Genomic DNA, 12,797 nt, shown 5'->3' on the forward strand with positions numbered 1-12,797 from the left:
GACCGACCCCGCACGAACAAGGTAGGGAGCTTTTCGGCACCTCGCTGGCGACGGACAACTCGCGGATGTCGCGCAGCACCGGGTAGCTGGAGTGGTGACATCGACGCCGTGATCGGCGCCGGCTGGTCGTCGTCCGCGCGGACCTCGGCAACGGCGCACACCTCGGACAGCAGGATGCGCGTCCGGTTGCTCACGCCGGCGCCACCATGGTGCGCATCCGCTCCCATACGTCCTTGACGACAGCGACGCCCCGCGTCGGCCGACGCCCCGGGCAAGCTCCCGCACGTTGTCGTAGGCGCGGACCGAGGGCGGCGCGCTGACCTCGTCAAGCGCCCGGTCGGCGGTCGCCGACGCCTCCTCGGGATCGCCGCCCGTCGTCTGCAGCGCGGCCAGATTGGTGCGGGGGAAGGTGCGGGAGCGGGCGTAGGCGTCGGTGTGGTCGTCGACGGCGCTGCCAGGCCACCTCGCCGGGTTCGCTGCCGTCCACCTCCAAAAGGGACGGAGCATCGTCGCGCTTCGGCGCCGCCCCTGCGATCTCGGCCGCCGCACCATTCGAAGATGCACAATCCTGTCTAATTAGGTAGTCTCCATGACTACCTAATTAGGAGAAAATCGCACGCCAGGAAGGACCCCGATGGACACACCCGTCAAGCCCGCGCGGGTGCAGCACCGGGACCGCGAGTGGGCCATGCTCGCCGAGTTCGCCGCGCGCGCCGGGGACTCCCTGCGCATCGCCGTCGTCTCCGGGCGTCGCCGTTACGGCAAGTCCTTCCTGCTGCAGGCCCTCACCGAGGCCATGGGCGGGCTGTACATCACGGCCGTCCAGGAGGACGGCGCCCGGGCGGCCAAGGACCGCATCGCCCAGGCCCTCGCCTCCCACAGCGGGTTGCCCACCGATGCACTGCGCATAGAGGACTGGGACCAGCTGCTGCGCACCGTCTTCCAGGTCGCCGGCCGGGGACCTGGCGCCCCGCTGGTGGTCATCGACGAGTTCCCCTACCTCCTGCAGCACTCCCCCGAGATCCCCGGGCTGCTCCAGCGCATCTACGACGAGGGCCAGTTCGGCACCGCCGACGCACCACGCGGCGCCCTGGTCCTGTGCGGATCCGCCCTGTCGGTCATGCACGAACTGCTCTCCGGCCAGAAGCCGCTGCGCGGCCGGGCCCTGATCGACATGCGCCTCGGCCCCTTCGACTACCGCCAGGCCCGCGCCTACTGGCAGATCCCGGACGCCCACACCGCATTCCTGGTCGACGCCTGCCTCGGTGGGGCCCCCGGCTACGCCCGGCTGACCGACACCGAACCCCCGCACAGCCCCGAGGAGTTCGCCGCCTGGGCCGTCCGCGTCCTGCTCTCTCCCGACCGCGCCACCTACACCCGCACCGAGACCGGGTATCTGCTGCGCGAAGACCCCCGCATCCGCCAGCGGACCACCTATTACGAGCTGCTGACCGCCATCGCCGACGGCGCGACCACCCCCACCGCCATCGGCGCCGCCGCGGGCAGGGAGCGCACCGCCCTCACCCATACTCTGGAGGTCCTGGAGACGGCGGGCTACGCACGCCGCGACCAGGACGTGCTCAAGCAGCGCAACCCCATCATCACGCTGCCCGACCCCGTCATCCGTTTCAACCAGGTCGTCACCCTCCCCCAGGCACCACTGATCGACCTCGGGCAGCCCGAGCGCGCCTGGAGCAACGCGAACCACGCCTTCCACTCCAAGGTCGTCGGCCCCCACTTCGAACAGCTGGCCCGGGCCCATGCCGCCACCCACCTGCTGACGGAGCGACCCGAGCTGCCCATCGGCCACACCGGCAGCACCGAGGTCCCCGACCCCGCCAAGCGCACCCAGCACGAGGTCGATGTGCTGGCTCTCGCCCCCGGCGAGAGCCCCCGCAAGGCCCACCGCTCCATCACCGTGATCGGCGAGGCCAAGGCGACCGCCGCTCCCCGGGCCATCGCGGACCTGGATCGGCTGGCGCGCATCCGCGACCTGCTCACCGCGCAGGGCCACCGCACCGAACACGCACTCCTCGTCCTGTACTCACTCGCCGGCTTCTGGCCCGACCTCGAACAGCACGCCGCCAAGCGCCCCGACGTCCTCCTGGTCGACCTGGCCGCACTCTACGGAGACGGCCCCCTGCGGGGCGGCGGCGCTTCATGACGCCACCTGACGCGCCGGGGCCGGAAAACAGACCGCCGACTACTGCGCAACCGTCCCGCACCACACCTCACCGCATCAGCGGCTCGCCTCGCCTCGCGGATCGGCGGAGACTCGTTCACGCGCCCGCACGATCTGCCGGACTGGCGAGTGGCCTTGTTCCGCCTTTACGGAGAGGCTGGTGGAGGGTGGCACGCGCCCAGCCAGCCCGTACGAGGCTCAGGCGGCGGTGTCCAGGAGCTGGCGGACCGTCACGAGCTGGGCTCGGGTTCGGGGGCCGGGCGGCGGCGGCGTGATCGGTGCGCGGGGGGCCGACGCGCTGGGAGCCGACGCGCTGGGGGTGTCCTGGAGCTGGGGTCGGCGGGGGTCGGTCAGGTGCAGGGCGAGGACGGCGCCGACCAGGGCTCCCGCGAAGGCAGCCACGGCGATGCCGACAGCGGAGGCGCCCGTGGCGGCCACCACGGCCGCGAGGAGACCGGCTCCGGTGACGGTGGCGGCTTGGGTCACGTTTCGAAGGTGGGCGTCCACGGGTCTCACGTCCTGTCGGTTGCGTGTCGGTTCGGTGTTGGTGCGGGCCCAGCGGCCTGACGGGGCGTCGGACCGTCAGGCGTGGGCGCTGATGATGCCGCCGGCGCTGAGGACGATGTAGATGCCGTTGGCGTCCAGCCCGGTGTCGTGCTGGTCGGCGTCGATGGTGGCGGCCACGCCGTCGTTGCCGATGATCTGGGCGCGGTAGTGCAGTTCACCGACCTGGGTGACCTTGGCCGTCCACCCTCCGGCCAGGTGGAAGGTGCCGGGGCTCTGCTGGCCGCCGCCCATCCAGGAGTGGACCTGCCCGTCCAGGGTGAGCGTGACGAACATGTCGTTGGCGTCGAGTCCGGCGTCGGTCTCGCCGGTTTCGATCGTGGCCAGGACGTCGCCGTCGTGGACGATGTCGGCGCGGTAGTGCTGGTTGCCCAGGTCGTAGATCCGGGCGACGCTGACGCCGTCCGCGAGGTGCTGGGTGCGGTAGGAGGAGCCGGCGCGGGAGGTGGTGGTGCCGGCGGTACCGGTCTGGGTGGCGGGGCGGGCCTGGCTCCTGGGGGCTGCCTGGGCCTTGGCGTCCTGCACGTGGGAGTCATGGGTGCCGGTGGCAGTGGCGGTGTCGCCGGACTGGGCGGTGGTCACGCCGGCGACGGTGGAGCCGGAGGCGTGGGCGCCGGCGGTGCCGGTTCCCGAGCAGGCGGTGAGGGAGAGTCCGGCGGCGGCGATCAGCGTTGCGGCGGCGATCTTGAGGCTGCGGCGGCGGGTGGTGGTGCGCATGTCGGGTCCCCCTGGGTGGTTGGTGAGCGTGGCGCTCCCTTGCTCTGCTCCTCACTCTGGACGGGTCCCCTGGTGCTCAACTGCCGGGTGGCTAACGGCGGGCTAACGGCCGGACCGGCCTGGGCGCCCCCCGGTGCACGCCGGTGGTGGTCAGCATTGAGGCGTCGTGGACCCGGTCGATAACGAAGTCGATGATGCACGGGCCGTCTTCGCCGAGGATGATGTTGGCGGTGCGGCGCCCTCCCACCGGGCGCGCGGCCGCCACCCCACGGCAGAGGCGTTTGCGGAATCCGGGGTTCTGGGTGAACCCCGGCCGGGCCGGCGGCCGCTCTTCCGGCGTCACTTGCCGCTGTAGACGGGGAAGGCGCTGTGCTCGCCGTAGTCCACGTCGCGAAGGTCGCGCAGGACGTCCATGTCGTCGCCGGAGATCTCGAAGTCGACCTCGGCGTTGGACCGCATGTGGTCGGGGTTGGCCGTCTTGGGCAGCGACACGGTGTCCAACTGCAGGGTGTAGCGGATGCACAGCTGCGGGACGGAGACGCCGTACTTCCGCGCCATCGCCTTGACCTCGGCGTTGTTCAGGATCGCGCCGTGCGCGATCGGCGAGTACGCCTCGACGAGGATCTGCCTGCTCTCGCAGTAGGCCAACAGGTCGGAGGGCGTGTTGCCGGCGTGCACGAGCAGCTGGTTCACGTGCGGCACGACGGTCGCGCCCTTGAGCAGGTTCTCCAGGTCCTGCTGCTGGAAGTTGGACACCCCGATGGAGCCGATCCGGCCGGCCCGGTGCGCCTCTTCGAGGGCGCGCCAGGCGGCGCGGTTGCCCTCGGCGTAGTCGCCGCCGCGGAAGTCGTTCCACGGCTGCGGGCTGTGGATGAGCATCAGGTCGACGCGGTCCAGGCCCAGCTTCTCCAACGAGCCGTCGATCGCGGCAAGCGCCTGGTCGTAGTCCTTGATCTCGGCGGCGAGCTTCGTCGAGACGAACAGCTCGTCGCGGGGTACCGCGGCGGTGCGCACGCCCTCGCCGACGCCGCGCTCGTTGCCGTAGGCCTGGGCGGTGTCGATGTTGCGGTAGCCGATCTCCACGGCCGCGCGGACCGCCTCGGCCGCCTTGTCGTCGTCGATGAACCAGGTGCCGAGCCCCAGCTTGGGGATCTCGACTCCGTTCGACAGGTGGTAGGTCTCGTCCAGGATGGTCATGCGTGCGCTCCGTTCCTCGGCAGCTTGCCGTACACCTCGTCGGTGACGGGCTCCAGCCATTCGTTGCCGACGCCTTCCCCCGGTGTGATGAAGGCCAGATGGGAGAACCAGGAGTCGGCCTTCGCGCCGTGCCAGTGCTTGGTGCCCGCCGGGACGCGGACCACCGTTCCCGGCTCCATGCCGACGGGGTCCTCGCCCTCGGCCTGGAACCAGCCGCTGCCCGCCGTGCACAGCAGAATCTGGTCACCGCCGCCGCCCGTGCCGTGGTGGATGTGCCAGTTGTTGCGGCACCCCGGCTCGAAGGAGACGTTGCTGACGGGGACGCTCCCCGAGGCGAGCGGGGCCAGGTAGCTCTGGCCGATGAAGTACTGCGCGTAGGCGTCGTTCTTCTCCCCCAAGGGGAAGATCTGATCAAATCCGTTGCCGGCCATCTCGTTCTCTCCGTCGTTGTGCTGGTCGCGCCGGTGATCAGGCGGAGGCCTGCTCGTCGGCGATCCTCTTCAGCTGGTTGATCGCGGTCATGGCGTTGGGCCAGCCGGCGTAGAAGGCCAGATGGGTGATCGCCTCCGACAGCTCCTCGACGCTGAGCCCGTTCTCCAGGGCTTTGCCCAGGTGATAGGGCAGCTGCTCGGTCCGGTACAGGGCGGCCAGCACGCTGACCGTGACCAGGCTGCGGTCCCGCGGCGACAGCCCGGGGCGCTCCCACACGTCCGCGAACAGCACCCCGTCGGTGATCTCGACCAGTTTCGGTGCGATGCCGGCCAGCTCCTGGGGGGCGGACTGCTTGGCCATGAGGCGACTCCCTGCGACAAATCGATGGTGTGGTCGGGCGGGCATCGGGGCGGTCCGGGATCCACGGTCGGCCACCGCGGGCCCGGCGGCATCTCCGGGCGTTCTGGCGCCGGCCGGAGACGGGGCCGCATCTGCTGCCACCTTCGAGACAACCGCAGCCCACGGAGCCGGGGAAGGCACCGCCGTTCCGTGTACCGACAGAACCCCCCAGGGCTGCTCCACCCTGCCTAACCTGGGGTGATGGACACCGCAAAGGAGATCCGCGAGTTCCTCGCCAGCCGCCGCGCCAAGATCACTCCGCAGGCCGCCGGGCTGCCCGCCTTCGGCGGCGGCCACCGCCGCGTGCCCGGCCTGCGCCGCGAGGAGGTCGCGCTGCTGGCCGGTGTCAGCATCGACTACTACGCCCGCCTGGAGCGCGGCCAGCTCGCCGGCGCCTCCGAGGAGGTCCTGGACGCCGTCTGCCAGGCCCTGCAGCTGGACGAGGCCGAACGCGCCCATCTGCACGACCTGGCCGCCGCCCAGCGCCGGCGCCCCCGGCGCCGCACCACCCGCAAGGCCAAGGAACCCGTCCCCGCCAGCCTCAGGCGGGTGCTGGAGTCCATGACCGGCTCCCCGGCGTTCATCCGCAACGGCCGCCTGGACATCCTGGCCGTCAACCCGCTCGGACGCGCCCTGTACGCACCGTTGTTCGCCGGTGCTGCGGCCCTGCCGGTGAACATCGCCCGGTTCCAGTTCCTCGACCCCGCCGGCCGCGACTTCTTCCCCGACTGGGACGCCTCGGTCAACACCACCGTCTCCCTGCTGCGCACCGAGGCAGGCCGCGCCCCCGGCGACAGCGACCTGACCGGGCTGATCGGCGAACTCGTCACCCGCAGCGAGGAGTTCCGCACCGCCTGGGCCCAGCACAACGTGCGCCTGCACCACACCGGACGCAAGCCCTTCCGGCACCCCGCCGTCGGCGAACTCAGCCTGGACTTCGACGCCATGGCCTTCCCCGCCCATCCCGGCCTGACGCTGACCGCCTACAGCGCCGAGCCCGGCACACCGGATCACGATGCGCTGTCGCTGCTCGCCTCCTGGGCCGCCACCGAACAGAAACCTGCCGCCCACGAGGACACCTCCCGCCCCTGACCCTTCCGCCGCCGCCTCGCGCCCTCACGGGACGGGACCGCGACCAAGGGGTGCGGCGCCTCAGACCAGCAGCAACAGACCCTCCCCATCCCGTACTTGGCACAGCGGTGCAGCCTGCGGAAGGCACGGCACGCGGCCCAATGGATCCAGTGCTCACCTGCTGGCGGCTACGGAACCGAGCATTCCCCGACTCCATAGCTCCCATTAGGCTTCGGGGATGTCCCGGCCGAAGGTTTCCAACGTGATGTCGGCGGGTTCGGGGCCGCGGCGGGTGCCGGTGTCGAGGTGGTCGAGGACTTCGAGTTCGGCCGGGGTGAGCTGGAAGTCGAAGACGTCGAAGTTCTCGGCGACGCGCTGGGGGCGGACGGACTTGGGGATGGCGGAGCGGCCCTGCTGGAGGTGCCACCGGATCATGACCTGGGCGGGGGTCCTGCCGTGGTCGGCGGCGATGGCGGTGATGGCGGGGTCCTCGAAGGTGCTGGTACCGGTGCCGCGGTAGCTGGTGATGCCGCCGATCGGCGACCACGCCTGGGTGACGATGCCGCGGTCGGCATCGGCCGCCTGCACGGCCGGCTGGGTGAAGTAGGGGTGGACCTCGATCTGGTTGACGGCCGGCACCACGCCCGTGTGCTTCAGCAGCTGGTCGAGGTGCTCGGGCATGAAGTTGCTGACGCCGATGGCCCGCACGCGTCCGTCGGCGAGCAGCTTCCCCAGCGCCCGGTAGGCGTCCTGGGTGAGGTCGAAGCGATCGGGCAGGGCCTGGTGCAGGAGGAGCAGGTCGATCTGCTCGACGCCGAGCTTGCCGGCGCTCTTGTCGAAGGCGTGCAGGGTCTGTTCGTAGCCGTAGTCGCTGATCCAGACCTTCGTCTCGATGAACACCTCCTCGCGCGGCAGCCCGGAGTTGCGGATGGCGTTGCCGACCTCGCGTTCGTTGGCGTAGGCCGCGGCGGTGTCGATCAGCCGGTAGCCGGTCCGAAGCGCGGTGGCCACGGCCTGCTCGGTGACGTCGGGGGGCGTCTGGAAGACGCCGAAGCCCAGGGCGGGCATCGTCACACCGTTGTTCAGGGTCAGGTACTGCACGGGACGCTCCTCAGCTCGGCCGGTGGTCGGAGGGGGGTGGTGTGCCGGCGTGGCGCTCGGTGACCTGGGCCAGGACGTTGATGGCGCTCATGGCGGCCGGCCAACCGGCGTAGAAGGCCAGGTGCGTGATCGCCTCGGCGAGTTCGGCGGTGCTCAGGCCGTTGTCGAGGGCGCGTTTCAGGTGGCCGGTCAGCTGGGCGTCGCGGCCCAGCGCGACCAGGGCGGCGACGGTGATCAGGCTGCGGTCGCGGGGTGCGAGGTCCGGGCGCTGCCACACGTCGGCGAACAGCACGTCGTCGGTGAGGTCGGCGAGCTTGGGGGCGTGGCGGCGCACCAGGTCGGGTGCCATGCGCGGGTTGGTGCCGGTCATCAGCGCTCCATCATCTTCATCTGCGCCGGGTTGTGGGTGTCTCCGGCGGCCGGGGGCAGGGCGCTCAGCCGGGCGAGGTGCTCGTCGGTGAGCTCGATGGCGTCGGCGGCGGTGTTCTCCTCGACGCGGGCGACGCGGCGGGTGCCCGGGATGGGGGCGATGGTGTCCCCCTGGGCGAGCAGCCAGGCCAGGGCGACCTGGCCGGGAGTGGCGCCGATCTCGGCGGCGACGGCGGCGACCTGGTCGGCCAGGCGCAGGTTGTGGGTGAAGTTCTCGCCGGTGAAGCGGGGGTTGTCGGCGCGGAAGTCGTCCGCGGCGAACTGCTCCGGCGAGCGGATGGCGCCGGTCAGAAAGCCGCGGCCGAGCGGGGAGAAGGGCACGAAGCCGATGTTCAGCTCGCGCAGCACCGGCAGGACCCGGGCTTCGGGGTCGCGGGTGAACAGCGAGTATTCGGACTGCACCGCGGTGACCGGGTGCACGGCATGGGCGCGGCGGATCGTGTCCGGGCCGGCCTCGGACAGGCCGATGTGCCGGATCTTGCCCTCGGCGACCAACTCGGCCAGCGTCCCGACGGTCTCCTCGATCGGCGTTTCCGGGTCGACGCGGTGCTGGTAGTACAGGTCGATGTAGTCGGTGCCCAGGCGGGTGAGCGAGCCCTCGACGGCGACGCGGATGCCGGCAGGGCTGCTGTCCGGCCCGCTGTCTCGGCCGGAGTGGGAGATCAGGCCGAACTTGGTGGCCAGCACCGCCTGGTCCCGGCGGCCCTTCAGGGCGCGGCCCACCAACTCCTCGTTGGTGTAGGGGCCGTAGACCTCCGCGGTGTCGATCAGGGTGACGCCCAGCTCCAGGGCGCGGTGGATGGTGCGCACGGACTGGTCGTCATCGGTCCCGGCGCCGGAGTAGGCGTGGGACATGCCCATGGCGCCCAGGCCGATGCGGGAGACGTCGAGGTCGCGCAGGCGGATGTGCTTCACGAGGCTTCACTGTCCTTCGTTCATGGTGGTGGTGGTGCGGGAAGGTGGGCGATGCCGCCGGTCAGGGGCGAACGATGACCTTGAGGGCCTCGCGGTCGTTCATCAGGCGGTAGCCCTCGGCGACCTCGTCCAGCGCGACGGTGCGGTCGAAGACCCGGCCGGGGTGGATCCCGCCGTTCAGGATGTGCGGCATGAGCTCCTCGATGTAGGCGCGGGCCGGTGCGACACCGCCCGTCAGGGTGAGGTTGCGCATGAACTCGCCGAAGCCGAAGGGGACCTCGGGGTACTGCGGGGCGCCGACCCGGCTGATGGTGCCGCCGTCGCGGGCCACCCCTGCGGCCTGGACGAGGGCGTCCTTGAGGCCCACGCATTCCAGTACCCGCTCGGTGCCGTGCCCGCCGGTCAGCTCGCGCACCGCGGCCACGCCCTCCTCGCCGCGGGCCGAGACCACATCGGTGGCGCCGAAGTCAACGCCCAGGTCGGTGCGCGGGGTGTGGCGGCCCATCAGGATGATGCGCTCGGCGCCCAGGAGCTTGGCGGCGATGACCCCGGACAGGCCGACCGCGCCGTCGCCGATCACGGTGACGCTCTCGCCGCGGGTGACTCCGGCGGTGCGGGCGGCGTGGTAGCCGGTGCACAGCACGTCGGAGAGGGTGAGCAGGTCGGGCAGCAGCTCGGAGTCCTCGCCGACGGGGAGCTTGACCAGCGTGCCGTCGGCATAGGGGACGCGGGTGGCCTGGCCCTGCCCGCCGTCGACGCCGCCCACGCCCCACGGGCCGCCGTGGGGGCAGGAGGTGTGCAGGCCGCGCCGGCAGTACTCGCAGGTGCCGTCCGCGTAGGTGAACGGCGCCACCACCACGTCGCCCGGCTTCAGGCCCGTCACCTGCGGGCCGGTCTCCTCGACGACACCGAGGAACTCGTGGCCCATCTGCCGGGGGGTGTCGGTGAGCGGCTGGGACTTGTACGGCCACAGGTCGCTGCCGCAGATGCAGCCGAGCACGATGCGCACGACCGCGTCGGCGGGCTCCTGGATCTTCGGGTCGGCGACGTTCCCGACGAGGACGTCGCCGGCCTGGTGGAGGAGGGTTGCGCGCATGGGAGGTGGTCCTTCTCGGGTGGGTCGGGCTGGTGGAAACGGGGGCCGGCCGGTCAGCGGGCTCGGGGGCGCTCGCCCGAGTAGGCATGGATCGGCATCCGCACGCCGTTGTTCGAGGTGACGTCGGTCCTGATACGACGAGCGGCCTCTAGGGCTGCTCCTGCCGGTGCTCGTCCTGCTCGCGCCGCTCCTGCTCCTCCAGCGTGACGGCCCAGCTGGCGAGCAGGTCCAGGGCCTGCTGGGAGGGCGAGCCCGGCTCGGCGGTGTAGATGTACAAGGTCAGGCCCGGATCGGAGGGCAGGTCCAGCCCTTCGTAGGACAGGTCCAGATCGCCGACCACCGGATGGTGCAGCCGCTTGATCCCGTTGCGGTGCAGCCGCACATCGTGGGCCGCCCAGCGGGTGCGGAACTCCTCGCTGCGGGTCGACAGCTCCCCGATCAGGTCCGTCAGCCCCTTGTCGTAGGGGCTGCGGCCGGCCTCGGCCCGCAGCACCGACACCACGGTGCGGGCCACCTCGTCCCAGTCGCGGTAGTACTCGGCGGCCCGCGGATTCAAAAAGCGGAACCGGGCGTGGTTGACGGGGCGGGCGGGATCGTCGAACAGCGGCGAGTTCAGCGCGCGGCCCAGCCGGTTGGTCGCCACGATGTCCCCCCGCCCGTTGCGCACCCACGCGGGTGACAGCTGGCTGTCGAGGATCTGCTGGATGGCCGGACGCACCCGCTGCGCGGCGGCACTCGGACGGCGGCGTACCGCAGTTGCGGCGTTGGCCGCCCGGGCCAGGTCGAACAGGTGGGTCCGCTCGGCCTCGTCCAGCAGAAGCGCTCGGGCGATGGCGTCCAGGACGCCCTCGGAGGCGCCCCGCAGGCTGCCGCGCTCCAGCTGGGTGTAGTACTCCACGGAGACGCCCGCCAGCTCGGCCACCTCGCCGCGTCGCAGCCCCGGAACCCGGCGGGCACCGCCGAGGGGCACCAGACCGACCTGCTCGGGAGTGACCTTGCCACGGCGCGAGACCAGGAACTCTCGCACCTCACTGCGGTTGCTCATGTCCTCCACGCTACGAGCCGGGACGCGGTCGTGGGAGATGCTGCCAGCACCCCCCTCCCCCGCGGCCGCCCCGCCCGCTCCCTCGCCCGCTCCCGGGTGTCGGCATGCGCCGGCGTGGCCGCGACCGCCGATCGGGTCAGGCCTCGCCCGCGCGGAGGCGGCCTGCGCCGAGGGCGCGGGCGGTGAGGAAGATCCTGCGCAAGGTGCTGTTCGCGGCGGTCGTGTCCGCCGTCGGGGCGGGTGGGGTGCACGTCATCGGGAGCGGGGCCGCATGGCGGGCCGTCAGGTCGAGGACGGGCTGATCTCGACGACCGCGGCGGAGCCGGCGATCGCCTCCACCTGGATGCGGATGCCGTTCATCACCATCTCGCCGCCCCGGCCCACCGAGGACTGCATCCCGCCGCCGGCGTCCGGGTAGCCCGCGGTCGCCGTCATCCCGTCGGCGCCGATCGCGAACCGCATCGTCCCCACCGCGAAGCGCGGCGCGAAGCCGATCGTGTCACCGTCAGCGAGCCGCACCTCGCACCGGGCGTTGTAGCAGGCGGAGAGGTCCGAGCCGTTGCGCGCGGGCGGCAGCCCGTCGGACGGGGAGCCGGACGGAGAGCCGGACGGCGACGGGTCCGGCGATCCGCCGTCGGACGTCGAGGACGACGGTGGCGGCAGCGGCCGCGTCGGCAGGTCCGTGTGTGTGCCCGCACACCCGGCGAGGACGGCCACCGCGGCAGCGGCAGCCGCGACGGCATGGGTCAACCGGCGCATGGAGCACCCCTCTTGACGGCCCGACCGCGGCCCGCGGACCCCCGCGGAGGGCGCTCCCGCCGCACCCACCCGAGACCAGAGTGTAGGCGAGCGGATGCGCTCCGTGAACAACGCCTCCCGTCGACGCGCCGACCCGGCGCACTGCCGTCCGCCGTACGGGTCGCCCCGGCGGGCCGCCGCGCGTGGCGGGCCGCGGGGGACGCGTCGCGCGCGGTAGGACATGGCCCATGGCCCGTAGGGCACTTCTGCTCACCGCGGCGACGGCAGCGGCCTGCCTCGCCGCGGCCCCGGCGCGGGCCACGGCCGAGCCGCCGCCGCTGGCGCCGCTGACCGTGGCGGTCCGCGTCGCCGGCGCCGCCGCGGACCGCCCGATCCGAGCGGGCGAACGCGTCGACTACGCCATCACCGTCGCCAACCGCGGCCGCGCCGCCTACCCGGCCGCGGTCGTCACCCAGCTGCTGCCGGACGGCATGCACGCCATCGGCTCCACGCCGGCCGCGCGGCCCGCGGGCGGTACGGCGCTCGGCTGGACGGTCCGGCTCGCCCCGCACGGCACCGTCCGCCTCGGCGTCCGCGCGCTCGCGGGCGTGCCGGGCGCGCCGGCGGCGCGGGCGAAGGACGGCACCGCGCTCTCCAGCACCGTCTGCGTCCGCGAGACAGCCGCGGGCCAACCGGTCGCCTGCGGCTCGGACTTCGTCACCCTCGGGGTGCCCGCCGCCCGCGTCGACCGCGGCAGCGTCAACCTCATCACGGCCCTGACCGCCGCCGCGCTGGCGGCTGTCGCCGCCGCCACCACCCTCCCCCTGCTCCGCCGCCACATCACGCCTACCTGACACCCCCCGCCCCACACCCCCGCAGCCCGCGAAGCGGTCCCGGTGGAACGCCGAGAC

At 72.3% G+C, this 12,797-nt stretch carries 15 protein-coding genes; 3 read left to right on the plus strand and 12 right to left on the minus strand.

Going from position 1 to position 12,797, the window contains the following annotated elements; translation table 11 throughout:
* Positions 1–194 (minus strand): hypothetical protein (locus BIV57_RS25535; RefSeq protein WP_217651689.1); only part of this gene is annotated, 194 nt, incomplete at its 3' end.
* A gap of 440 nt (positions 195–634) precedes the next feature.
* Between BIV57_RS25535 and BIV57_RS04555 the strand changes: the two genes are divergently transcribed.
* Positions 635–2,164 (plus strand): AAA family ATPase, encoded by a 1,530-nt coding sequence (locus tag BIV57_RS04555; protein ID WP_071655332.1) that lies wholly within the window; start codon positions 635–637, stop codon positions 2,162–2,164.
* A gap of 216 nt (positions 2,165–2,380) precedes the next feature.
* On the opposite strand, the gene BIV57_RS04560 is transcribed toward BIV57_RS04555, so the two are convergent.
* The 5 genes from BIV57_RS04560 to BIV57_RS04580 form a co-directional block, all read right to left on the minus strand.
* On the minus strand, positions 2,381–2,668 hold the full coding sequence (locus BIV57_RS04560; RefSeq protein WP_071655333.1) for a hypothetical protein: 288 nt from the start codon (positions 2,666–2,668) through the stop codon (positions 2,381–2,383).
* Positions 2,669–2,764: 96 nt separating this feature from the next.
* Positions 2,765–3,463, minus strand: a complete 699-nt coding sequence (locus BIV57_RS04565; protein ID WP_071655334.1) for a hypothetical protein — start codon at positions 3,461–3,463, stop codon at positions 2,765–2,767.
* A 339-nt stretch (positions 3,464–3,802) separates the two neighbouring features.
* Positions 3,803–4,660: an aldo/keto reductase gene (locus tag BIV57_RS04570; protein WP_071655335.1), complete on the minus strand. Its 858-nt coding sequence runs from the start codon at positions 4,658–4,660 to the stop codon at positions 3,803–3,805.
* Positions 4,657–5,091, minus strand: a complete 435-nt coding sequence (locus tag BIV57_RS04575; protein WP_071655336.1) for a cupin domain-containing protein — start codon at positions 5,089–5,091, stop codon at positions 4,657–4,659. The genes BIV57_RS04570 and BIV57_RS04575 overlap by 4 nt, the downstream gene beginning before the upstream one ends.
* A 37-nt stretch (positions 5,092–5,128) precedes the next feature.
* Positions 5,129–5,452, minus strand: coding sequence for a carboxymuconolactone decarboxylase family protein (locus BIV57_RS04580; RefSeq protein ID WP_071655337.1), 324 nt, complete (start codon positions 5,450–5,452; stop codon positions 5,129–5,131).
* 240 nt (positions 5,453–5,692) lie between these two features.
* On the opposite strand from BIV57_RS04580, the gene BIV57_RS04585 reads away from it, so the two are divergent.
* On the plus strand, positions 5,693–6,583 hold the full coding sequence (locus tag BIV57_RS04585; RefSeq protein WP_071655338.1) for a helix-turn-helix transcriptional regulator: 891 nt from the start codon (positions 5,693–5,695) through the stop codon (positions 6,581–6,583).
* A gap of 204 nt (positions 6,584–6,787) precedes the next feature.
* On the opposite strand, the gene BIV57_RS04590 is transcribed toward BIV57_RS04585, so the two are convergent.
* The 6 genes from BIV57_RS04590 to BIV57_RS24505 all read right to left on the minus strand — a co-directional run bounded on the left by BIV57_RS04590 (position 6,788) and on the right by BIV57_RS24505 (position 11,907).
* Positions 6,788–7,663: an aldo/keto reductase gene (locus BIV57_RS04590; RefSeq protein WP_245797427.1), complete on the minus strand. Its 876-nt coding sequence runs from the start codon at positions 7,661–7,663 to the stop codon at positions 6,788–6,790.
* A gap of 10 nt (positions 7,664–7,673) precedes the next feature.
* On the minus strand, positions 7,674–8,033 hold the full coding sequence (locus BIV57_RS04595) for a carboxymuconolactone decarboxylase family protein (protein WP_071655339.1): 360 nt from the start codon (positions 8,031–8,033) through the stop codon (positions 7,674–7,676).
* Positions 8,033–9,007, minus strand: coding sequence for an aldo/keto reductase (locus BIV57_RS04600; protein WP_071655340.1), 975 nt, complete (start codon positions 9,005–9,007; stop codon positions 8,033–8,035). Before BIV57_RS04600 ends, BIV57_RS04595 begins: the two co-directional genes overlap by 1 nt.
* Positions 9,008–9,068: 61 nt before the next feature.
* Complete coding sequence (locus tag BIV57_RS04605; protein WP_071655341.1) at positions 9,069–10,103, minus strand: alcohol dehydrogenase catalytic domain-containing protein; 1,035 nt, start codon at positions 10,101–10,103, stop codon at positions 9,069–9,071.
* Between the two features lie 148 nt (positions 10,104–10,251).
* On the minus strand, positions 10,252–11,148 hold the full coding sequence (locus BIV57_RS04610) for a helix-turn-helix domain-containing protein (RefSeq protein ID WP_071655342.1): 897 nt from the start codon (positions 11,146–11,148) through the stop codon (positions 10,252–10,254).
* Positions 11,149–11,430: 282 nt separating this feature from the next.
* Positions 11,431–11,907: a hypothetical protein gene (locus BIV57_RS24505; protein ID WP_139275450.1), complete on the minus strand. Its 477-nt coding sequence runs from the start codon at positions 11,905–11,907 to the stop codon at positions 11,431–11,433.
* Between the two features lie 227 nt (positions 11,908–12,134).
* On the opposite strand from BIV57_RS24505, the gene BIV57_RS04620 reads away from it, so the two are divergent.
* Positions 12,135–12,740: a DUF11 domain-containing protein gene (locus tag BIV57_RS04620; RefSeq protein WP_071655344.1), complete on the plus strand. Its 606-nt coding sequence runs from the start codon at positions 12,135–12,137 to the stop codon at positions 12,738–12,740.
* Positions 12,741–12,797 lie beyond the last annotated feature (57 nt).

It is taken from the genome of Mangrovactinospora gilvigrisea, from assembly GCF_001879105.1.
In the GTDB taxonomy this organism is placed as follows: domain Bacteria; phylum Actinomycetota; class Actinomycetes; order Streptomycetales; family Streptomycetaceae; genus Mangrovactinospora; species Mangrovactinospora gilvigrisea.